Source organism: Holdemanella hominis (assembly GCF_014306155.1).
In the GTDB taxonomy this organism is placed as follows: Bacteria; Bacillota_I; Bacilli_A; order Erysipelotrichales; family Erysipelotrichaceae; genus Holdemanella; species Holdemanella hominis.
Genome location: NZ_JACRWH010000036.1, coordinates 1 through 21,978 on the forward strand (window position 1 = coordinate 1; position 21,978 = coordinate 21,978).

The 21,978-nt window shown below is 32.5% G+C and carries 20 protein-coding genes; 5 read left to right on the plus strand and 15 right to left on the minus strand.

Translation table 11 applies throughout. The features are described from left to right. Window positions 1-27: 27 nt before the first annotated feature. The 11 genes from H8911_RS08360 to H8911_RS08410 form a co-directional block, all read right to left on the minus strand. The gene (locus H8911_RS08360) at window positions 28-624 is read right to left on the minus strand and encodes an HAD family hydrolase (RefSeq protein WP_186999326.1); all 597 of its coding nucleotides are present in this window, start codon (window positions 622-624) and stop codon (window positions 28-30) included. A gap of 114 nt (window positions 625-738) precedes the next feature. Then, window positions 739-1,563, minus strand: coding sequence for a PTS system mannose/fructose/sorbose family transporter subunit IID (locus tag H8911_RS08365; protein ID WP_439649319.1), 825 nt, complete (start codon window positions 1,561-1,563; stop codon window positions 739-741). Continuing rightward, window positions 1,544-2,326, minus strand: coding sequence for a PTS mannose/fructose/sorbose/N-acetylgalactosamine transporter subunit IIC (locus H8911_RS08370; protein WP_118324414.1), 783 nt, complete (start codon window positions 2,324-2,326; stop codon window positions 1,544-1,546). The genes H8911_RS08365 and H8911_RS08370 overlap by 20 nt, the downstream gene beginning before the upstream one ends. Window positions 2,327-2,346: 20 nt before the next feature. Beyond that, the gene (locus tag H8911_RS08375) at window positions 2,347-2,817 is read right to left on the minus strand and encodes a PTS sugar transporter subunit IIB (protein WP_186999327.1); all 471 of its coding nucleotides are present in this window, start codon (window positions 2,815-2,817) and stop codon (window positions 2,347-2,349) included. Window positions 2,818-2,819: 2 nt separating this feature from the next. Further along, window positions 2,820-3,560 (minus strand): BtpA/SgcQ family protein, encoded by a 741-nt coding sequence (locus H8911_RS08380; RefSeq protein ID WP_186999328.1) that lies wholly within the window; start codon window positions 3,558-3,560, stop codon window positions 2,820-2,822. 49 nt (window positions 3,561-3,609) lie between these two features. Next, window positions 3,610-4,017, minus strand: coding sequence for a PTS sugar transporter subunit IIA (locus tag H8911_RS08385; RefSeq protein WP_186999329.1), 408 nt, complete (start codon window positions 4,015-4,017; stop codon window positions 3,610-3,612). A 196-nt stretch (window positions 4,018-4,213) separates the two neighbouring features. Then, window positions 4,214-4,588: a hypothetical protein gene (locus tag H8911_RS08390; RefSeq protein ID WP_186999330.1), complete on the minus strand. Its 375-nt coding sequence runs from the start codon at window positions 4,586-4,588 to the stop codon at window positions 4,214-4,216. Further along, window positions 4,572-5,729 carry an SIS domain-containing protein gene (locus H8911_RS08395; RefSeq protein WP_186999331.1) on the minus strand — a complete coding sequence of 386 codons (1,158 nt, stop codon included), beginning with the start codon at window positions 5,727-5,729 and terminating at the stop codon, window positions 4,572-4,574. Before H8911_RS08395 ends, H8911_RS08390 begins: the two co-directional genes overlap by 17 nt. 22 nt (window positions 5,730-5,751) lie before the next feature. After that, complete coding sequence (locus H8911_RS08400; protein WP_186999332.1) at window positions 5,752-6,558, minus strand: secondary thiamine-phosphate synthase enzyme YjbQ; 807 nt, start codon at window positions 6,556-6,558, stop codon at window positions 5,752-5,754. A 17-nt stretch (window positions 6,559-6,575) separates the two neighbouring features. Further along, a complete protein-coding gene (locus H8911_RS08405; RefSeq protein ID WP_222620995.1) occupies window positions 6,576-7,742 on the minus strand; it encodes an SIS domain-containing protein in 1,167 nt (388 codons plus the stop codon). 135 nt (window positions 7,743-7,877) lie between these two features. Further along, on the minus strand, window positions 7,878-10,577 hold the full coding sequence (locus H8911_RS08410) for a sigma 54-interacting transcriptional regulator (RefSeq protein ID WP_255466340.1): 2,700 nt from the start codon (window positions 10,575-10,577) through the stop codon (window positions 7,878-7,880). Window positions 10,578-10,733: 156 nt separating this feature from the next. Here H8911_RS08410 and H8911_RS08415 point away from each other — a divergent pair, with 156 nt between their 5' ends. Further along, a complete protein-coding gene (locus H8911_RS08415) occupies window positions 10,734-11,954 on the plus strand; it encodes an RNA polymerase factor sigma-54 (RefSeq protein ID WP_117923712.1) in 1,221 nt (406 codons plus the stop codon). A gap of 10 nt (window positions 11,955-11,964) precedes the next feature. Here the strand turns inward: H8911_RS08415 and H8911_RS08420 are convergent, their stop codons facing one another. The 4 genes from H8911_RS08420 to H8911_RS08435 form a co-directional block, all read right to left on the minus strand. Continuing rightward, on the minus strand, window positions 11,965-13,749 hold the full coding sequence (locus tag H8911_RS08420) for an AAA family ATPase (protein ID WP_186999334.1): 1,785 nt from the start codon (window positions 13,747-13,749) through the stop codon (window positions 11,965-11,967). Between the two features lie 76 nt (window positions 13,750-13,825). Continuing rightward, window positions 13,826-15,178 (minus strand): MATE family efflux transporter, encoded by a 1,353-nt coding sequence (locus H8911_RS08425; RefSeq protein WP_369410302.1) that lies wholly within the window; start codon window positions 15,176-15,178, stop codon window positions 13,826-13,828. A gap of 85 nt (window positions 15,179-15,263) precedes the next feature. Further along, window positions 15,264-16,016, minus strand: coding sequence for a ZIP family metal transporter (locus H8911_RS08430; RefSeq protein WP_186999343.1), 753 nt, complete (start codon window positions 16,014-16,016; stop codon window positions 15,264-15,266). A 36-nt stretch (window positions 16,017-16,052) separates the two neighbouring features. Next, the gene (locus H8911_RS08435) at window positions 16,053-17,225 is read right to left on the minus strand and encodes a M15 family metallopeptidase (protein ID WP_186999336.1); all 1,173 of its coding nucleotides are present in this window, start codon (window positions 17,223-17,225) and stop codon (window positions 16,053-16,055) included. A gap of 125 nt (window positions 17,226-17,350) precedes the next feature. Here H8911_RS08435 and H8911_RS08440 point away from each other — a divergent pair, with 125 nt between their 5' ends. The 4 genes from H8911_RS08440 to H8911_RS08455 are packed head-to-tail and all read left to right on the plus strand — an operon-like array spanning window position 17,351 to window position 21,841. After that, window positions 17,351-18,475: an amidohydrolase gene (locus H8911_RS08440; protein WP_186999337.1), complete on the plus strand. Its 1,125-nt coding sequence runs from the start codon at window positions 17,351-17,353 to the stop codon at window positions 18,473-18,475. Then, window positions 18,475-19,596, plus strand: coding sequence for an amidohydrolase (locus H8911_RS08445; RefSeq protein WP_186999338.1), 1,122 nt, complete (start codon window positions 18,475-18,477; stop codon window positions 19,594-19,596). Before H8911_RS08440 ends, H8911_RS08445 begins: the two co-directional genes overlap by 1 nt. Beyond that, on the plus strand, window positions 19,596-20,720 hold the full coding sequence (locus H8911_RS08450; RefSeq protein WP_186999339.1) for an amidohydrolase: 1,125 nt from the start codon (window positions 19,596-19,598) through the stop codon (window positions 20,718-20,720). Before H8911_RS08445 ends, H8911_RS08450 begins: the two co-directional genes overlap by 1 nt. Beyond that, window positions 20,720-21,841, plus strand: coding sequence for an amidohydrolase (locus H8911_RS08455; RefSeq protein WP_186999340.1), 1,122 nt, complete (start codon window positions 20,720-20,722; stop codon window positions 21,839-21,841). The genes H8911_RS08450 and H8911_RS08455 overlap by 1 nt, the downstream gene beginning before the upstream one ends. The last annotated feature ends 137 nt before the right edge of the window (window positions 21,842-21,978 follow it).

Consider the following 21,978-nt stretch of genomic DNA (forward strand, 5'->3'; position numbering starts at 1 on the left):
GTGTTAAAATTTATTGAAATGGCAGTTTTATCGCCAAAAAAAGTGCGATATCGGGATGCAATGAGCTCTAAACATAGTAAATAAGCGAATGATTACCACCCATTTGCAAAAGAGGAGCTTTAAATAAAAAGGCTCTAATTTTTCAGCCGTATCTATGCAAGCCAAATAAAATATACTTCCATTTTTTAACTCTTCTGTAGTCTTTACTTCATTAATTCTCACATCCCCTTTTCGAGTATCCAAGAATCTTTTCATTCCATCCGTACAAAGTTTAGGTATATATGAAAATTTTTCTTTATCATCAATAAAAGTGTATACAATAGGATAAATATCCTTCATAAATAAATCATTTAAAACATCATAAATTTCTTTATCAAAGAAATTCGATAGCAACATTTTTCCATCAGCATCTAATAAAAAACTCCCATTATAAACAATCACTGGTATATTTGTATGAATCCCTTCAGCTACTTTACTTGCAGTAAATATAGATCGAGCGGTTGCATAAGAAAAATATTCACCATTTTCTATAAAATGATTTATCACTTTTTCAGTATATTCTGAAGTAGTTTCATCACTTTTTAAAAGTGTTCCATCCAAATCCGATATATATAATGTACTCATTTCATCCCTCCTTTGATACAAAAGTCGCTCCATTACCAGAAGCGACTTTTACATAACTTAATACTTTAAACTAGCTATTTGTAATTGTTGTAGAAATCGTCCTAAATTATTATTTTAAACAATTCCAAAGAAAGCTAATGCAATACTAATTACAATTGTAAAAATTAAAATTGTTGTAGTTTTGATTTTTTTATTTAATAAGGCAACCATAAGTCCAAAAATTGCTAATGGCAACAAGCAAGGCATGATTTGATCAATATAGCCTTGAAGTGGTTGAGCAAAATCTCCACTACCAACCATAAATGGCAATTCTAAGGCAACCATTGAAGCTGTCATACAACCAATTACCATCAAACCAATTGAGGAAGCTACATAAGTAACTGTATCCATGATTCCTGAATCAAGAACCTTTTTAAAGAAACTAGTACCTAATTCATATCCTTTGAATAAGCAAACATATCTTAAAATCATACATGGTACATTGATGATCAATAAGAATAACAATGGCCCTAAAATACTTCCGTTTTGTGAGAATGAAATTGCAATACCAGCTGCAATAATACGCAATGTTCCCCAGAGTAATGAGTCTCCAATACCAGCAATTGGACCCATTAATGAAGCACGAACTGCACTGATTGAACTTTCATCAAAATCACTATTATTTGCATTTTCTTCTTCCATTGCTGCCAAAATTCCATATAGCAATGTTGATAAGTGTGGTGTGATTGCCATAAAATCAACATGTCTTTGTAAAGCACGAGCACGTTTCTCTTTATCGTCTTCATATAATTTACCAACGACTCTAGACATTGTATAAGCTGAACCTAAATTTTGTTGTCGTTCAAAGTTCCATACGGCATCTTGTCTAAATGATCTCCAAAAGATACCCATTAAATCTTTATGAGTTAATTTTTTTTCACTAGAATTCATTATCATCATCCATTCCTTCCTCTACTACACAAGTTTTATTACTGTGTTTAATTGTTAAAATCAGAGCTACAATTACACATGCCATTAAAGCAACGCCAAATACCGGCACTTTTAAATAGGCTGCAAGTAAGAATCCTCCAAAGAAGAATGCCACAACTTCCTTATTAGCAATCATCTTAAACAACATTGCGAATCCAATTGCTGGAATAATGCCTGTTGCTACGTTCAATCCATGATTTACAAATTCTGGAATAGCCTTAATAATAGCCTCAATTTGAGGAACTCCTAAATAGTATGAAATACCTACAATTAATGATAATGAAATAATTTCAAAAGCCCATCCAATTCTTTCTGTATTTTCTACACCTTTAGCATCACCTGCAGCTGCACATTTATCAGCGTGAGCACAAAATACTGGAGAAGTAATAACAACACGTAAACCACTCTTTATCATTAATACTAAAGTTGCTACTGGTACTGCTAAAGCAATTGCTGCACCTGGATCACCACCTGTTTTAATAACAAAACTTGTTCCAATAATAGATCCTGATACCATTTCTGGAGGACAACTTGCTCCAACTGGGAAAGCCCCTAACCAAACCAATTCTAATGTTGCACCTGTCATAATACCAAGTCTTAAATCACCTAAAACTAATCCTACTAACGGACCCATGATGATTGGTCTATTATACATAAAACTTCCTAAACCATCATGTGCAAATCCAATAGCTGCTACCAATGTAATCAACAATGTTTCAGTTAATAAATCCATATTTTTTCTCCTCCTAAACTTTAAATAAGTTTCATTACATCTTGTTTACTATCATCTGGTACCATTCGCACTTCTAATTCGATACCTTTTTCATTTAATTCTTTTAAGATTTCAACTTCTTCTTCATTTACAGAAATTGCTTTTGAAATCTGTTTTTTACCAGTTTCATTTTTAATGCCACCTAAATTAATAGATTTGATCTTGTCATATCCTTCAACCAATCTAGCTGCATCTTTAATACTTTCACAAAGAATCATTAATTTATACTTATCTGTTACGCCTGAATTTAATGCTTTAAGTGAATTGTCAATGCTTTTAATTACCAATTTCACACCATTCGGCTTTGAAACCCTTAACGCTGTCATTCTTAAGTCATCTTTAGCTACCGCATCATTTGCAATTAGAATACAGTTCGAACCAACATTTTGCGTCCAAGTAAATGCAACTTGACCATGCAATAATCTATGATCTACACGACATAATACAATCATCGCTACTCTCCTTTCACAAATTCATCTCTATTATGAATCAGTTTTTTTACATGTTCTGGATCTACAATTCCTGTAGCTTCATATGTATCCTTAAAGTAACTGCCTACAATTCCACCATCAGCTACAGCAAACTGTTTCTTACAATTTTCAGCTGTCATACCAGCTCCTACAATCAACGGGAAATCGCCAATAATATTTCTAAATTCTCGAATCTTATCCATGCTTGTTTCTTGACCAGTTTCATCTTGAGAAACAGCAATAGCATCGCAACGTGTCATAGCAATTTTTAAATCTTCTTCTAAAGTTCTACCTGATAAGTATGGGCAGTGTTTAAAACGTACACCACCAATAATTGCACCTGAATATCTAGAACGATATAATTTAATAAATTCTGCATAACTTATATCTTCTCTTTCGATTACATGTCCTGAGATTGCATCGATTTGTACAAAGTCCGCATCATATTTAATAGCCAACTCAAATGTCATTGTGTTCATATATAAACAGTTAACACCGTAAATATGATCTTTAAAGTTTTCTTGAAGATACTCTAAAACTGGAAGCATGTTGTGATATGTACCAAAATAATTTTCAACAATTACAGCATCTACCCCATTGTTGTAAAAATCATCAATTTCTTTTTTTGCGATTTCAAATACTTCCTCGTCATTATTTCCTTTTAAATGTATCATCCCAATAACCGGTTTTTTTGTATTGAATAAATCTAAAAATTTATTTCCCATTACTTTTTCCTCCATTCTATACATTTAATTCAAACCAATTTTTCTCTCTTTAGAAATCCTCATTTTCTACTTGGTTCAACTCTTTCATCATAGTGATTCCATCACGGGCATTTTCTATTATTTCTTGCAGCTCTTCTTCACTTAAATAGGCATGTCTCAACACAATGTCTAATGCCAGCCCCATATTCATGCCTGAAAAAACAACTACATTGTCTAACACTGCTAATTTTGATAAAGCTGTATGAACACTTCCCCCTTTGATGTCACATAAGACCAATATTTGTTCATTACTCTCATTAGCTTGTTTATAAAGCTCTTGATAGTAGTCTTCAGGATTTTCTCCAGGAAGTAAGCTATATGTTTCTACATCTTTTGCCAAATCGCCAACAATCATTGAAACTGAGTCTTTCATTCCTTTTGACAATCCCCCGTGAGAGGCAAATATTACTCTACTCATTTATCTTTCCCCTTTCTATTTAGGTTGTTCACTTATATACAAGCAAATATTATGCCATAGATGTTAAAATTTCATAATTATTGTTTATTTTATTAAATACTTTTTTAATTTTTTAAAAAAATATCATCTGACTTTTATTACCTAACAAAAAAAAGCAGCTCAAACCTTCAATAGAGTTTCAAGCTACTTTATAATTCTATTTTTCTGAAATGAAATCTACATATATTTCTACCTTGTCGGCACTACCTGTATATCTTAAAAATAATGATGAATCATCTATCATCAGTTTATATTCTTGAAATGCTAATTCTTTAAAACTTCCTACCAAGGCATTCTTAACATTATTCAAATCATATACCCATCCAGGATCTATTAAACGAGTAGGCGCAATCCATTCTAAATTATGATCCAAGTCATCAATCGATTCAAGGGTTGATGACTCAACAAACCCGATATGTTGTTCTGATCCAATAACTACAATGCCATTTTTAGTTCCTTCATCCAAAATACTTTTATTAATAATATCTGTTATATCCGTATACTTATCTTTTACTTCAACTAATAATTTCATTTCCATTTTCCCCGTATACAACTATTTTACTGTTTCGAATCGTATTAAATCCTTCTGGATAAATATTTCCTCTAAATAATGGTTCATCTAATAAATCTGAAATATGATTTGCCAAAAAAGTTGCAGGAATGTAAGAACCTAAGGATTGTAGTACATCATCTTCTACAGATGGCAACATAATTTTACTTAATCCTTCAATATCTTCAATTTCTGAATTTTCATTAATCATTAAATATGCCGGTCTGCCTACCGCAATGGATTGCTTAATTGTTTCAAGCACTCTTGACATATTAGAATTAAGGCTATTTGCAATAAAAAATACTGGGTTTGTAGATACATAATGATTAAAATAATTAATATGTCCATATTCTTCTGAATCATCACTCTTTGAATGGATTCCTGTTACTTCTATCACTTTACTAACCGCAAAATTACAACTTGATTGTTCATCACTATCTCCAACAAAAGTAATTGAATTTGCATATTTATACATTTCAGCTAATTTCATCATTTGCTCATCATAAATAGCAATTTTATCTTTATACAACATCATATAGTCATGAATATTTTTAGACATAGTTTCCATATTCATACTATTTCCATACATCTCACTAAACCTTGCTGCAAGTAAATATAAAGTCACCATTGCTGCAAAATAACTTCTAAGTGCTGGTCTATCATTTGTAAACTTTGGTGTATCCGTGTATAAACTATATTTAGCTAATTCAACTGCTTTTGAATCAATAGAATCTGTGATTACCATACCGGTCATATTTAAAGCATTCACACGCTCTAAAACTTCAATTACTCGACTACCAATTCCTGATTTGCTGATTATAATCACTAATGTTTGTTCATTTAAATCTTTATCTGTAAATTCATTAAAACGCGAAATTTCCATGGCCTTTACGGCATGATAATGAACTGCGTATTTGTTTGCATATTTTTCAAATGCACGTTGACCTGCCAATGCAGCCATATAGGAATCTCCACTGGCAACAATATACACGTGTCTAAAATACATAAAATCTTCTTTATGCACATTTTTCTCTATTGTTTTCTTTGAATTCTCTAACTGAACTGGCAACAAATCAAACAAACTATCTATTTGATCTTTTAAAAAACATCTATTTACATTCATATTTTTTCCTACCTTCATCTTTTTATTTAAATAATGTAACCATTTGAATTTTTCTTGATCTTGGACCATCAAATTCCATAAAATAAATTCGTTTATTCTCTCCAATCAAACATCTTCCTTCATCAATTTTAAACAAAAAATATGTACCAGCTAATGATGTTTTGATATGACCTGCAGCATCTGAAGGAGTTTCGCGATGCTTAAAGTTTGCAATTTCTGGAACCATTCTATCTAGTAAACACTTTGTTAAATCAATGAATCCTTTTGATTCTTCTGCCAGCCATATACCTGATGTAGAATGCGGTACGAACAAATACGCAAAACCTGTGTCTGCCTTATTTTGTTCAATGACATGTTTAATTTCATCTGTAACATCATGCAAACCATGCTGTTGGGTATATACTTTAATCACATCTTTTTCAAAATGATTTGATGCAACTATTTCTAATTCTAACTTCACTTTTTTAGGACCATCAAATTCAATAGCCACAATTGCTTGCGAGGAACCCAACATACATTTTCCATTTTCAATCCATAATGTTAAATGATTTCCAACCATAGAAGATTTAATTCCACCTGAAGAATCAAATGGAGAAATCTTTGTTTCGTATTGTACTAACGTAGGACAATTTTTATCCATAACATCTACAATATCATCATAAGTTCTATTATCAAATGTATTTGTCAGTGTAAGTATTGCGGTTGGAGAATTAACTTTTACCCACATTAAACCATTTTTAGTTTTTTCCTTCTGCAACAACTTTTCTACTTCTTCTGTTAATTTTAAACCCCTTTTAGATTCAAGAAAAATTTCTGTTTCTACAAACATATAAGCGTCTCCTATACTTAAAGCACGATTTCAATTTTACTACTCTTCGTAGTCGCATTCTTCAAATGTTTTTCCGTACAAAAGTCTTTAGTATTTTTCTTTTCCTGTAAATAAGCTACTACCATACTCAACGGAATATACTCATAGAAATTATGAATCCAACTATATTTTTCACATTCTGGTAAAGCAATAATTGTTACTTTTTCACTAAAATCTTCTTTATTAACATCTCCAACAATAATAACTTTGCGATTCATCATGACAGCTTGCATAGCTGTATCCACTTCCCTAGAATAACTTGTACTATATTTATTTGCGAAAATAAAAGTTGGAATAGCTCGATTGCTCTTTAAGTAAGCATTAATATGACACCAGTTCTCTGAATCATCAATACTAATTAAAGATCCTAAACATTCAACAAATTTTGCAGATGCAAAATAAGCTGAAGCATAACTTGTATCATCTCCAATAAAGTCAATAATTTCATCATCTTCTATTTCATCAGCAATTTTCTTTGTAATATCTTTAAATTCATCATATTTTTCTACATATTCATCAAAAAGTTGTATAACTGCATTCTTCAATTCTTCTTCTTGATAAGAAGAAATAGTGCCCCTCACTCGTCCAAAATGCAAAATAAATGAGAATAAGTTGTATAACATTGTTAAATAACTTCTCAATCCAACTGTTGCATATGGAACTTTTTCTAATTCCATTAACAACACTTTATCAGATAATTTTGCACTTCTTGAATTTGGATTATTTGTGATTGCCATAGTTAGCAACTTCATTTCTTTCGCCTTTGTAACTGTTTCAACAATCCTTGATGATTCTCCACCATTACTAATTGTAATCATCAAAGTACTGTTTGGCTCACCCTTATCAAAATTATTATTCTTTGCAAAACGCGTAAAGTGCATTGGTGTAATTACATCCACTCCATATGTATCACTATATTTTTTAAACAATTTTACCAATCCTAACGCAGCTGCATATGAGTCTCCTAATCCAGCAATATAAATTCTTCTAATATTTGATATCTCAGTAAACGACATAACTTGCTGCGCATTAGAAAACGCTGTATTAAATTGTGCATGCGCTAATTCTTTTAAACTATCCACTTGTTGCATTAAGGCATTTGTCATTTTTTTCTCCTCTTCTTTCATAAACAATTTTAAATTCATAAAGTTTACTTTACCTTTTCATGTTAAATAGGTATATTGTCCTCCTCTCCTTAACCTATCCTTTTTCATTTATACCCTAGCAAATTTTGTGCCATAAAATCATTTAATAAAAAAGATGGATTGTTTAAAATCCACCTAGTTGTTCTTCACATAATTAAAAATATAAATTATTTCTTCTGTAGGAATTTCAACCCCATAAAAATCTTCGACTGGTGTAAATGCCTTTTGAACATATTCTACAAAATCTTTATGTTCCCTTAAAAAATTCTCGCTTGGTTTATATTCACCCATCCGAGAAACAACAAGTCTTTCAATTAAGCAACAAATATGAACATATAATCCAAAACAAGTACGATTACTAAATCGAATCTGCAAATACTTTTGTAAAACATCAAGTGCATTGGCAACTTGCTCCAATAATTTTATTGGATTCAATATAATAAGAGTATTCATAAGATTCGACAAAGAAAAATTATGTAATATATTCTTATCAAATTGATTTAACTGATCTTCATCCATATAGTCTTTAAAGTATTGATTAAAGTCACTAAATGTATCCTCAATAATCAAATCTTCAATACCTACAAATGGAATATCTTCAATATTTGGATCCAAAGTTCCAAGCACACAAAGAACATCATATTCTTCAAACACTGCATTTTTCTTTCCCAACTCAATCAGTTCAGAATAATTTAATGTCTTCACATCCAAATTGATTCCATCTGGAAATGATTGTTCTAACATCAATTTTAATTTTTGTGCCGTTCCCAAGCCACTAGCACAAGAGCATAAAATAACAGGTTGCTTTAATTTATTCTTTTCAAGATGATACGTAAGGCCAACATGAAAAGCATCAATTGTATTTTTAAATAGATCTTCCATCTCCACATGGTTACGAATTCCATTTCCAATCTCTAAGGCAATGGGTGTACTCACATTATTAATTATACCAATATTTGCATTTTCAATATGCAACCCCTTATAGATATCCTCAAGGCTTCCCATATCTACTAATAAATATAATTCTTTTACCTTACCAATGTGATCTAAATATAGATTCAACTTTTCAATCATCGCATTAGTATCTACATATAAAGGCATATCTAACGCATCAAAAATATATTGTCCTAAAAAGCGATTGGCCGCATCCGCAATACTTGATGCCGTAGAAAATCCATGTGCTAGAATAACCGCAGCTTTTTGCGTTAATCTTGAATCCTTTTTATCATTATAAACATAGAAAATAAAAACACATACAATTATCGAATACATATCCATTTCTAAATAGGATTTTAAATATTCACAAATCTCTAAAGATACCTTGGTTGCCCTAAAGAATTCTTCCTGCAACAACTGATACAAATCATCACACTCTTCTTCATGTTTTAAAAACCAGCTTCTTAAATCATGATATTCATGATGGATTTCATCTAAAAAAGATGCAATGGCCAATGTTTCATTATTCGTAATTTTTAACCCATATCTTGACTCGATCAAATCAAAAATATGTTGAATACCACGATTATAATAATCAATCTGACTCGATTCCTTCTTTCTAAAAATCAAATTATCAAAATACTTTTGGACATAATTCTTTTCGGCTTTCATAAAATTAGACAACGTCATATGTTCATCTCTGTATTTTCTAAAAGATTCTAACAGATTTTCATTCAACTGGATAATTTCCTTAGTTCCATTGTAGTAACTTTGCAAGTCATCTATAAAAATATATTCATCGTCATCCAAAACCGCTTTTTTACTTTTATAAACTTGTTGCAACAGTTCTTGTGGCAAATGATTTAAATGAATCACAAGTTCATCATCCATTTTATCAAATAAGGAATTGATGCAACAAGACTGCACACTACTCTTTAATTGACCAATATTACCTGGCATCTTACTTTGTAACAAAACATTGTATACTTTATTACTCATTTTAATCTGACAATTTAGCCTTTTTTCTTCCTGATGGAAAAGATAATAAAGTAACTCAATACGTTCCTGGGTACCTCTTTCTTCAAGATTCGGAATCATAATCGTCATTGGAATACGACGAATCAATGTTTTCAATAATACCTTTCCAGGATCCTCCGTTGTCGCAAAAACAATACGAACATTAGATTTATACCACTTTTCATTATCACCCACACGATGATAAATACCTTGATCCATAAATAAGAATAATTTTTCTTGACATTCTGCCTTTAATTCATGCACTTCATCCAGAAATAAAACGCCATTGTTTGCTAACGCAATCAAACCTTCATTGTCTTTTTCAGCACCTGTAAAAGCACCTTTAACATGACCAAATAAGTTAGCCGTTAATAATTCCGGATTATTCGCATATTCACTACAGTTTACCTGTACAAATTGCCCATTTTTTGAAATGACGCCCTGATTTCTTGCCCACTCATACGTCAACTTTGCAATTAAAGACTTACCCGTTCCCGTTGATCCATAAAGTAACATGGGCAACCCATTAGGAGGATATGAAATGGTAGCTTTACATTGTTTAACCGTTTGAGCCAAAGAATGATTCATACCTACTAGTTTTTCAAAATCCTTCTTTTCCTTATTTGACAATAAATCATCTAAACTTGCATATACACTATCTTTAAAAGGAATTCCCTTTTCTTTCAAATATTCAACCGAAATGAAACAAAACGGTTTCGATTCAATACGTACCAATTTATTTTCTTTTACTAATTTATTTAATACAACAGACACCTGCGAACGACTTATCTTTAGATTTTCACTCATATTCGCAACCGTTGTCTGATTAAATTCATTATTATTACAGCACTCTAAAATATATGCCAATATTTGTTCTATCATATTTGTCCCATCAAGAAGTAACCACCATTAAAATACTTCCTGTCTCCTTCCATTGTAATTATCTACTCACCTATTATTGAATTAATATATATGATTCATTTGTTTGATTCTTAATTTGTTAAATTATTATAACACATTATGTGTTAACATATACATATGAAACAAGATTTGATTTATACACACACCTACAAACAAACACTCCATATGACAACGGGTTTAAAGTCGCATCTAGAAATATTAAGTAAAGATAGACAGACTTTATCGGATCTTTTATATAATGTCAGTCAAAATAATCCTTTTTTAGAATACACTCCAAGTCAAGATATTCAACAATATCTTGAAGCAGGCATTTCCAATAAGCCAAGTATAAAGGATGAACTTTATTTACAGCTGCATACAAGCACTAAAAAATACAATGAACCCATTGCCCATTATATTATTGAATCCTTAGATAATCATGGCTTCTTTGATCAAGACATCCAAACTGTCCTATCGGACTTAAAATGTACTAAAACACAATTTGAAGAAACACTCTCTTTCATTCAAACCTTTGAACCCATTGGTGTGGCTGCTAAAAATAGTATTGATTCTTTAATGATTCAATTAAAAGAAAAAGGCTATACAATCGCATACACTATTTTAAAGAATTATTCAAAAGAACTTGAAGAAAAAGATTTCTATACAATTTCTGAATCTTTAGATATACCTTATGAATCTGTATTTGATGAATTAGCTCACATGCAAGAGTGCAATCCATTTCCTTGCAGTGAATATGACACAGAAAGTACGACAAATTTAGCTTTACCTGAATTCACAATTGAAATTGATGAAGATCAATTAAAAATCATCCCCAAAGAAATGGGAAATCTATCGCTTCATTGCGAAGAAGTAAAATTGTCAAAAGAAGCTAAAAAATATTTAAATGAAGCTAAGTTTTATATAGATAGTATCAATCGTCGAAACAAAACCATTCTTCTGCTCGCAAATATATTGATCACACATCAAAAGAATTATTTTCTATTTCAAGATGATTTAAAAGAATGCACACTTAAAGAAATTGCTCAAGAATCAGGCTACTCGATTTCAACCGTTTCTAGGACTTTGAGTGATAAATATTATGAATTTAATGATCATATGTATCCTGTAAAAGATTTATTTATTTCAAAAACACACAAAGGAAGCAGTAAAGACTCTATTCAAAAGGCCATTCAATTATTAATTGAAGTGGAAAATCCAGAAAATCCTCTACAAGATGAAGAAATTGTAGAAGAACTTGAAAATATGGAACTCTACGCATCCAGAAGAACCATATCAAAATATAGAAAGGAATTAAATATTCCCAATTCGAAACAAAGAAAAAAGGCGAGACTCTACTAAATCTCGCCCCTTACCTTGTTTTCTCCAAACTTTTTAAGTAGTCTTCAACATTTAAGTACTGAATAGAATCCATTTCTGTATTTTCTCCACGATAAATCACATACCTTCCGGTAATATTGCCATATCGATGTGTAGTCATTGCACACTTTTCTTCATTAGTTATATGACGATATTGTTCACATGCTCGTTCCTTACTGTATTTTATTTCATATATTTCACATGATAATGTTTTTGGATCTTGCACAACCATATCAAACTCACCAATTGGAAATTGCAATTTAAAAACATGTTTATCTTTTTTTGCGAGTTTTGTTTCCAAAAGAACTATATCCTCCATCATTCTGCCACGAATTTCACTAAGTAAACGTTCTAAAATATGTGTCCTTTTTTGGATATCTAATTCTTGGAATTTTTCGTCTAAAAGAAGATTCTCAACAATAGCTTCAGCTTGTGCATATCTTAAACCAGGTTGTGTAACAACAACAATTTTACTCTTCTGTTTTACTTCTGGTAAATATTCTAAATCTATTTCTTTTATTAAGTCCAATATCGCCAGATACTCTTTTATTTGAGTCATATGCACATCACTAATATCAATACTTTGTTCTTCCTTATTTAAAATATCAAGCATGTTTTTTATTCCCAGAGTCACCTTATCTAGTTCCATATGTTTTCGAATATTTATTGGATCCACTCTATCTCTCAACAAATTATTGGCAGTAACCCCTAGATCATGAGATTTAAATGTACTTTCTACAACACTTTTAGTAAATCTATGATTCATATCTTCTACTACTCGATTAATCACATTCGTAAGCTCTCCCTTTTCATATAAATCTAAAAGTTGACGAAAATGACCACCATATTGATACATCTTTAAGGAATGTTGGATATTCTTCGCAATTGACGTATTAATATACTCTTCTGTATCCTTAATATTTGAAAATGGTGTGCTTGCATTATAATTAATTCCACCAAGACTCATTGTCCCTCCATACCGTATATACTCATCAATCCCATATATACCAAGTACATTTTCAAATTCTCTATAGGGTATAAATGTTGTATGAAGCATTATGCATCGATCGTATAATTGTTCTTCTTTAGAAAACGCAAAGCCAAGTGAATCTGTGCCAGAAAGAACAATTTTCATTCCACTACTGGCATATATATCAGAAAATAAAGAAGCCCCTTCAATGAAATCTTCCATCAATGTCACTTCATCCAAAAATACATATTTATATCCATTTTTTTCTAATAGTCTAAGATCTTCATCAATATCGGATAAAGAATCTTTTGATGTAATTTGAATAAATGCAGCTTTATTAAAATCAGATTCAGACAATTCTAAAATAATTTGACGAATCAATGTGGTTTTCCCTGTTCGTCTTAATCCATACAATATAAATACTTTATCAGCTATGTCTTTGAAGATATAATCTCTAAGCATTTGAATACATTCTCTTTTTTTATAGTTTCGTGTAATTGAAATTAAAGATTTTAATCTATCCCCAACAAGCACCTTTGTTTTAAAATCAAGATTTTTTTCTTTAGGCATACATTGTTTTAATTTTTTTAATTCCTTTTCTAATTTTTTCCTTTTCTCAATATTCGATATAAGTTCATCAACTTCATCTGCTTTTACATATTTTTCTATTCGCTTCCCATTCTGAGTGATTCTATGATAATAATAAATATTACCATGTACATTCTTTTTAGAAACACCACCTGCCGGTAAAACGGCAATCTCACGCTCTATTTCTGCGATATGCTCGATTATTTTCTCATTATCCATAATTCTTCACCCACAATCTTTTATACCCATTATACCCATTATTCATTTTCACTTCAAGGGTATAAAAAAGAGACGACTAATAAATATCGCCTCTAACTAATTTCTTTGAATATATGTGATAATACCACATCAATAGCGCTGCATTTACAATCCATGTCAGTGGCCATCCCAAGAATACAGTAATTAATTCCAAACTGAATTGTGTTGCCACAAATAAATAGACTTGTCTTAAAATAACGAAACATAAAATCATCGAATACATTGGTACTTTAGATAATCCAACACCTCTTAAAGCACCTGCCGTAATATGGGATAAAGGAAGGAAGATATAGCCTGGCGCAAAGACAGAAATCATAGTCACACCAGATACAATCACATCTTTATCTTGTGAGAACAATCCGACTAAAAACTCTCCATTTGTATAAATCAAGAAAGCTCCTAATGCGATAATAACTTCACACATCAATAATGTTGTATACAAGCCTTTTCTTACACGCTTATAGTTTTGAGCTCCATAGTTCTGTCCCACAAATGTTGTGATGGCCATCGAGAAGCTTTGAATTGGTAGCTGCAAGAAACCATCTAGTTTTGTAGTTGTACTATATCCTGCAACAGCAGCCGATCCAAATTTAGAAATATACGATTGAACAATCACATTGGAAAAAGAAACTATACTATTTTGTAGAGCTGCCGGTATTCCTATAGAAATAATCCTTGATAGAATTGGCTTTGAAAAACGAATCTTAGAAATATATACCTTATAATCTTTATCTGTATGCATTAACTCGCACATAACTAGAATGGCTGAAACGAGCTGTGCTAAAGTTGTCGCAATACCAACGCCGGCAACACCTAAATGAAAGTAGATCACAAACACAAAGTCTAGAACAATATTCACTAAACTGGATACAACTAAGTAAATCAATGGATTTTTACTATCCCCTAAAGCTCTTAAAATACCGGCTCCCATATTATAAATAAGAGAAAAGGATACACCCGCAAAATAAATCTGTAGATAAATCACAGCCAAAGGTAAAACTTCTTTAGGCGAACCAATCATGACTAAAATGGGTTTAGATAGAGCAATACCTAATATTGTGAATAAGACACATAAAACTAAAGTTAAAGCTAAAGATGTATGAATCGAATCCTGCATCTTTTTTGTTTCTTTAGCTCCAAAATATTGTGCAATCACAACACCAGCACCTGTTGATAATCCCATAAAGAATCCAACCAACATATTAATGATCGAAGTGGATTGTCCTACAGCTGCTAAGGCATGTGAACTGACAAAGTTTCCTACCACATACGAATCGACTGTATTGTATAATTGTTGAAATAAATTCCCAACCAGTAATGGTAAAGAGAAAATCAAAATCGACTTCCATATACTTCCCTTTAATAAATCTGTACTTTCCAACGCCTTCACCCTTCCCAAAAGAAAATGCAGAATTCCAATTGGTCTTCTACATTATGTAAAATAATTTTAACTCTTTTCTGAAAAAAATGAAAGCTTATCCTAAAACCACATCCAATATCATCATGATACAAAATCCAAACAAGAAAGAAAGTGTTGGAAGATTCGAGTGTTTTCCTTGTGCCATTTCAGGAACAAGCTCTTCAACCACAACAAACAACATAGCGCCTGCCGCAAAACTTAAACAAAGTGGCAAGCATTGTAGGATCCAATTTGAAAACAAAATTGTAACATAGCCAAATACAGGTTCAACAATCCCCGATAAGGCACCTACCAAAAATGCCTTATGTTTCGAATAGCCATTACTCTTTAATGGCAAAGAAAGAATAGCACCTTCGGGAAAGTTTTGAATCGCAATCCCTATAGATAAAGCTAAACTCGAAAAGAGATTTCCTGTTTGAATCGCATGTGCTAGTACAATACCTACGGCCATACCTTCTGGAATATTATGCAAAGTAACCGCAAAAACTAGTTTTGTCGTTTTCTTTAGATGCGACTCTTTTCCCTCTTCATCATTTGTTCCAGGATGCATGTGAGGTACAATACAATCTAAGAAAAGCAGTAATAAAGCTCCTAAGAATATGCCAAGCACAATGGCCAAAATATTCTTTTCTTGTTCCATCGCTGGAATCAATAAAGACCAAATACTTGCAGCCACCATAACACCTGAGGCAATACCGGAAAAGCATCTAGACAAAAGTTCATTCTTTTTATTTTTGACAAAGAACACAACAGCTGAACCCAAAGTCGTTCCAAAAAAAGGAATTAGTAATCCTAACCACATAATCATCACCGTAGTTAGCATAAACTAATCCCTTTATATTCGTCAATTCAAATGCAAATTGTATGTAAATCCATGATGTTCAATATAATCCTCTAAGATCCATCCCTTATCATGAATTTCTTTAGCTGCTTCTTTCCCTACATATCTAAAGTGCCATGGCTCATTGGTAGCTCCTGTACGGGCTCCCGTATTTTCTGGGAAACGCAAAATAAATCCATATTTATAGGCATTTTCTTCAACCCAATTATAGTCTGATGTTTCGCCAAATGTCCCATACGTTCCATCCATTACACTTTGACTTGTTAGATCCACACTCAATCCGCATTGGTGTTCACTTGATCCTGGAATCGAAACTAAACTTGCCGCATAAGCCGCATCATACATCGCAAAATATTCATTATATACTGCTAATTGTGTGTCATAAGAACGATACGAACTCTTGATCGCAATACTATAACCTTGTTTCAAGCCATCCTTATACATATTTTCAAGGGCAGTTGCCGCTTCATCTCTTAATTGCCCCACTTCACTTTCATAAGGAATATTTACATCTCTTAAATCACTTGGTACATAATCACTTGGAACACTAAAACCATTTTTAATTAAAACCAACATATTTGAGGGATCCTCAATGGTATATGTACGATCATCACGCTTACTTGAATCAATGCCTGGATAAGAAACGGTTAATACAGCTTTTAAAGGCTTTAATCCAGAATCCACATATTCCTTGATATCTTTGATTTGTGTCCCTTTAATCGCCAAATATTTCTTTGCCTTTTTATAAGGTACACTTGCTGAAATCAATGTATCCAAATTTGAAATGGTATATACATCTGAATTCTTAAACAAAATATCTTTTGTATACCCTAAATAATTCAAATCTTCCATTCTTTCATAGTAAGCGTCAATATAATACACCACTTTTTTTACGCTCTTTTTAGAAGCCCTGTAATACTCATCATACAACAAGTAATGTGCATCATTCTTTACTTTATCCCACTTTGAAATATTAATGATTTGATCATACTGCAAGATATCTTTAATATCTTCCTTCTCTAATTCTAATACAACCTTTTTATCTTCTTTGTGATACCCTTTAATACTCAAACGAATACTTGTAAAATTCGCAATCATTAATGCGATACAAACGACTGGAATCAACGCGACAATTGCGATTCGTTTCGTATTTACTTTTCTCTTTTTCTTTGCCATAAACTCACCCAAATCATTATATAGAATAAGGTTATGAAAGACAAACGAGTTTTATTTACAAATTATTTTCATATTATATGTAATTTTTTACATTACATGATACAATATATTCTAGAGGTGATTATATGTTATTCAAGAACGCAACCATTTATACAATGGAACAAGACCCTTTTGTAGGTGATTTTAAAATCGATAAGGGTGTATTTACAGAAATAGGAAAAGATTTAACAGCTAATGAAGGAGAAGATGTACAAGATCTAAATGGTTTATATGTATTTCCTGGTTTAGTTGAAAGCCATTGCCATTTAGGTATGGAAGAAACAGCCATTCGTTTTGAAGGGAATGATGTCAATGAAATCACAGATCCAATCACACCGAATATGCGTGGAATTGATGGATGTAATCCAATGGATGAAACAGTAGAACTCGCATTAAAAGGTGGTGTAACTACAGTAGCTGCAGGTCCTGGTAGTGCCAACGTTCTTGGTGGAACTTTCTTTGCGTATAAGACGAAAGGAAATTGTATCGATGAAATGAGCATTCAAAATCCTTTGGCTATGAAGGCAGCCTTTGGTGAAAACCCTAAGCGTTGTTATCAAGGAAAGAAAATTGATACGCGTATGCAGATCAGTGCATTACTTAGAGAAACTCTAGCTAAAACTAAAGAATATATGTTAAAGAAAGAATCTGGTAAAGATGTAGATTATGATCAAAAGTTAGAAGCCATGATTCCAGTTATCAAAAAAGAATTGCCATTGAAGTGCCATGCACATAGAGCTGATGATATTTTAACTGTTATTCGTATTGCGAAAGAATATGACATTGAAGTAACTTTAGATCATGCGACGGATGCAAGATGCATTGTCGAACAAATCAAAGAAAGCGGATATCCATGTATTTGCGGTCCTAGTTTTGGTCATAAGACTAAATTTGAATTAAAATCCAAATCCTTTAAAACGCCTGGCGTATTAAACAAAGCTGGAATCTTAGTTTCCATCACTACTGATTCTCCAGTTATTCCAGAACAATATTTATCTTTATGTGCCGCTCTTGCCGCAAAAGAAGGTATGGATGAATATGAAGCTATCAAAGCAATCACGATCAATCCAGCTAAGATTTTAAAACTCGATAATCGCGTAGGTTCTATTAAAGCCGGTAAAGATGCTGACTTTATTATTTGTACTAAGAATATTCTTGATACACAAAATGAAATTCAATCCGTTTATATCGATGGAAAGAAGGCTGTGTAATGTTATTTAAGAACGCGACTATTTATACTATGGAAGAAGAACCTTTTATTGGTGATTTTCGGGTTGATAAAGGTGTATTTACTGAAATTGGAAAAGATTTAAGTCCCAAAGATGAAGAAGTACAAGACCTAAATGGATTATATGTCTTCCCTGGCCTTATTGATGCCCACAGCCATTTAGGCATGGTATGTTCTTCCATTGGCTTTGAAGGTGAGGATGGAAATGAAGTCACAGATCCAGTCACACCCAACATTCGCGGTATTGATGGCTGTAATCCAATGGATGAAACAATTAAAGAATCATTAAAAAGCGGAGTGACTACAGTCGCTGCAGGACCAGGTAGTGCTAATGTGATTGGTGGAACTTTCTTTGCGTATAAAACTGCAGGTAACTGCATTGATGAAATGACAATTCAAAATCCTTTAGCTATGAAGGCCGCATTTGGTGAAAACCCTAAGCGTTGCTACAAAGGAAATAAAATTGATACGCGTATGCAGATTAGTGCATTGCTTAGAGAAACTCTAGCTAAGACTAAAGAATACTTAGCTAAAAAAGAAGCTGGAAAAGATGTAGCTTATGATCAAAAACTAGAAGCCATGATTCCGGTTATTAAAAAGGAAATGCCATTAAAGTGCCATTGTCATAGAGCCGATGATATTTTAACCGTGATTCGTATTGCGAAAGAATATGACATTGAAGTGACATTAGATCATGTAACAGATGGAAGAAGCATTATTCCACAAATTAAAGAAAGTGGTTTTCCATGTATTCTAGGTCCTTGTTTGGGGCATAAATCAAAATATGAAGTTAAAAATATGTCTTTTGAAACAGCCAATGAATTCTATAAAGCCGGTATTCTATTTTCTATTATCACAGACTCTCCTGTAGTACCCGAACAATACTTATCATTAAGTGCAGCTTTAGCCGCAAAAGCAGGTCTTCCAGAATATGAAGCTATTAAGGCCATCACAATCAATCCAGCTAAGATTTTAAAACTGGATGATCGTATTGGTTCTATTAAAACTGGTAAGGATGCAGACTTTGTGATTTGTACAAAGAATATTTTAGATACACAAAATGAAATTAAAAATGTATATATTAATGGAAAGAAGGAAGCATAATGTTATTTAAGAACGCAACAATTTATACAATGGAACAAGATCCATTTGTAGGTGATTTTAAAATTGATAAAGGTGTATTTACACAAATTGGAAGAAATTTAACAGCAAGTGAAGGTGAAGATGTACAAGATCTAAATGGTCTATATGTATTCCCTGGTTTAGTTGAAAGTCATTGCCATCTTGGTATGGAAGAAACAGCCATTCGTTTTGAAGGCGATGATGTCAATGAGATCACAGATCCAATCACACCGAATATGCGTGGAATTGATGGATGTAATCCAATGGATGAAACAATCGAATCCGCATTAAAAGGTGGAGTTACAACGGTAGCTGCAGGACCTGGTAGTGCCAATGTGATTGGTGGAACTTTCTTTGCGTATAAGACGAAAGGAAATTGTATTGATGAAATGAGCATTCAAAATCCTTTGGCTATGAAGGCAGCCTTTGGTGAAAATCCTAAGCGTTGTTATCAAGGAAAGAAAATTGATACGCGTATGCAGATTAGTGCTCTTTTAAGAGAAACATTAGAAAAGACAAAGGAATACATGAAGAAAAAAGAATTAGGTAAAGATATAGCTTATGATCAAAAGTTAGAGGCTATGATTCCTGTTGTCAAAAGAGAAATTCCATTAAAGTGCCATGCACATAGAGCCGATGATATTTTAACAGTGATTCGCATTGCGAAAGAATATGATATTAAAGTGACATTAGATCATGTTACAGATGCTCGTTGTATCATTCCTCAAATCAAAGAAAGTGGATTCCCTTGTATTTGTGGACCTGCTTTGACTCACAAATCAAAATTTGAGCTTGCGAATATGTCATTTGAAACACCAAACGAACTATATAAAGCTGGTATTTTATTCTCAATCATTACAGACTCTCCTGTAGTGCCTCAACAATATCTTTCTTTAAGTGCTGCTCTAGCTGCTAAAGCAGGTCTTCCTGAATATGAAGCTATTAAAGCCATCACAATCAATCCAGCTAAAATCTTAGGCTTAGACAATCGTGTAGGTTCTATCAAGGAAGGTAAAGACGCTGACTTTGTGATTTGTACAAAGAACATCCTAGATACGACAAATGAAATCAAAGATGTTTATGTCGACGGAAAGAAGGCCGCTTAATGCTTTTTAAAAATGCCACTATTTATACCATGGAAGAAGATCCTTTTATTGGGGATTTTCGAGTCAATAAAGGTGTATTTACAGAGATTGGAAAGAATTTAGAACCCAAAGATGAAGATGTTCAAGATCTTACAGGATTCAATGTATATCCAGGCATGGTAGAAGCCCATTGTCATTTGGGCATGGAAGAAACAGCTATTGGCTTTGAAGGCAATGATTTAAATGAAATCACAGATCCAATCACTCCAAACATGCGTGGTATTGATGGTTGTAATCCAATGGATGAAACCGTACAAACTGCATTAGAAGCAGGAGTCACAACGGTAGCTGCAGGACCTGGTAGTGCCAATGTGATTGGTGGAACATTCTTTGCGTATAAGACAAAAGGAAATTGTATTGATGAAATGACAATTCAAAATCCAATTGCGATGAAGGCGGCTTTTGGTGAAAACCCAAAGAATTGCTACAAAGGAAAGAAAATTGATACGCGAATGCAGATTAGTGCATTATTAAGAGAAACATTAGAAAAGACAAAGGAATACATGAAGAAAAAAGAATCTGGTAAAGATGTAGACTATGATCAAAAACTAGAAGCCATGATTCCAGTCATCAAAAAAGAGATTCCATTAAAGTGTCATGCCCATAGAGCCGATGATATGTTAACGGCAATTCGTATCGCAAAAGAATACGATATTGAAATCACCTTAGATCATGCGACGGATTCACAAGCGATTCTAGACCAAATCAAAGAGAGTGGTTTTCCATGTATTTGTGGACCAAGCCTTTGTCATAAAGATAAGTTTGAATGTGCCAACGATTCGTTTGAAACCCCAAATAAGATGTATGAAAAAGGAATCTTATTTGCGATCACAACCGATTCCCCATTCAATCCCCAACAATATCTGCCATTAAATGCCGCACTTGCACATAAGGCAGGACTACCAGAACTAGAAGCCATCAAGGCCATCACAATCAATCCCGCTAAAATCTTACATTTAGAGAATCGAGTTGGTTCTATCAAAGAAGGCAAAGATGCTGACTTTATAATTTGTACAAAAAGTTTGATTGATTTGAATAATACAATTAAAAATGTATATATTAATGGAACAAAAGCTGTCTAAGACAGCTTTTTATATGCTAAGACACATTTAATAAAACAGGATATAGACATCATTAATGTCAAATAGACTTGTACAATTTACCTGTAAGTGAGGTAATGAAACATGTGTACAGAATTTAATTTAAAAATAGATGAATC

Coding starts and splice junctions, on each gene's coding strand:
- H8911_RS08360 (WP_186999326.1), bottom strand. CDS start 624: ATGAGTACATTATATATATCGGATTTGGATGGAACACTTTTAAAAAGT.
- H8911_RS08365 (WP_439649319.1), bottom strand. CDS start 1,563: ATGATGATAATGAATTCTAGTGAAAAAAAATTAACTCATAAAGATTTA.
- H8911_RS08370 (WP_118324414.1), bottom strand. CDS start 2,326: ATGGATTTATTAACTGAAACATTGTTGATTACATTGGTAGCAGCTATT.
- H8911_RS08375 (WP_186999327.1), bottom strand. CDS start 2,817: ATGATTGTATTATGTCGTGTAGATCATAGATTATTGCATGGTCAAGTT.
- H8911_RS08380 (WP_186999328.1), bottom strand. CDS start 3,560: ATGGGAAATAAATTTTTAGATTTATTCAATACAAAAAAACCGGTTATT.
- H8911_RS08385 (WP_186999329.1), bottom strand. CDS start 4,017: ATGAGTAGAGTAATATTTGCCTCTCACGGGGGATTGTCAAAAGGAATG.
- H8911_RS08390 (WP_186999330.1), bottom strand. CDS start 4,588: ATGAAATTATTAGTTGAAGTAAAAGATAAGTATACGGATATAACAGAT.
- H8911_RS08395 (WP_186999331.1), bottom strand. CDS start 5,729: ATGAATGTAAATAGATGTTTTTTAAAAGATCAAATAGATAGTTTGTTT.
- H8911_RS08400 (WP_186999332.1), bottom strand. CDS start 6,558: ATGTTTGTAGAAACAGAAATTTTTCTTGAATCTAAAAGGGGTTTAAAA.
- H8911_RS08405 (WP_222620995.1), bottom strand. CDS start 7,742: ATGAATTTAAAATTGTTTATGAAAGAAGAGGAGAAAAAAATGACAAAT.
- H8911_RS08410 (WP_255466340.1), bottom strand. CDS start 10,577: ATGATAGAACAAATATTGGCATATATTTTAGAGTGCTGTAATAATAAT.
- H8911_RS08415 (WP_117923712.1), top strand. CDS start 10,734: ATGAAACAAGATTTGATTTATACACACACCTACAAACAAACACTCCAT.
- H8911_RS08420 (WP_186999334.1), bottom strand. CDS start 13,749: ATGGATAATGAGAAAATAATCGAGCATATCGCAGAAATAGAGCGTGAG.
- H8911_RS08430 (WP_186999343.1), bottom strand. CDS start 16,016: ATGATTATGTGGTTAGGATTACTAATTCCTTTTTTTGGAACGACTTTG.
- H8911_RS08435 (WP_186999336.1), bottom strand. CDS start 17,225: ATGGCAAAGAAAAAGAGAAAAGTAAATACGAAACGAATCGCAATTGTC.
- H8911_RS08440 (WP_186999337.1), top strand. CDS start 17,351: ATGTTATTCAAGAACGCAACCATTTATACAATGGAACAAGACCCTTTT.
- H8911_RS08445 (WP_186999338.1), top strand. CDS start 18,475: ATGTTATTTAAGAACGCGACTATTTATACTATGGAAGAAGAACCTTTT.
- H8911_RS08450 (WP_186999339.1), top strand. CDS start 19,596: ATGTTATTTAAGAACGCAACAATTTATACAATGGAACAAGATCCATTT.
- H8911_RS08455 (WP_186999340.1), top strand. CDS start 20,720: ATGCTTTTTAAAAATGCCACTATTTATACCATGGAAGAAGATCCTTTT.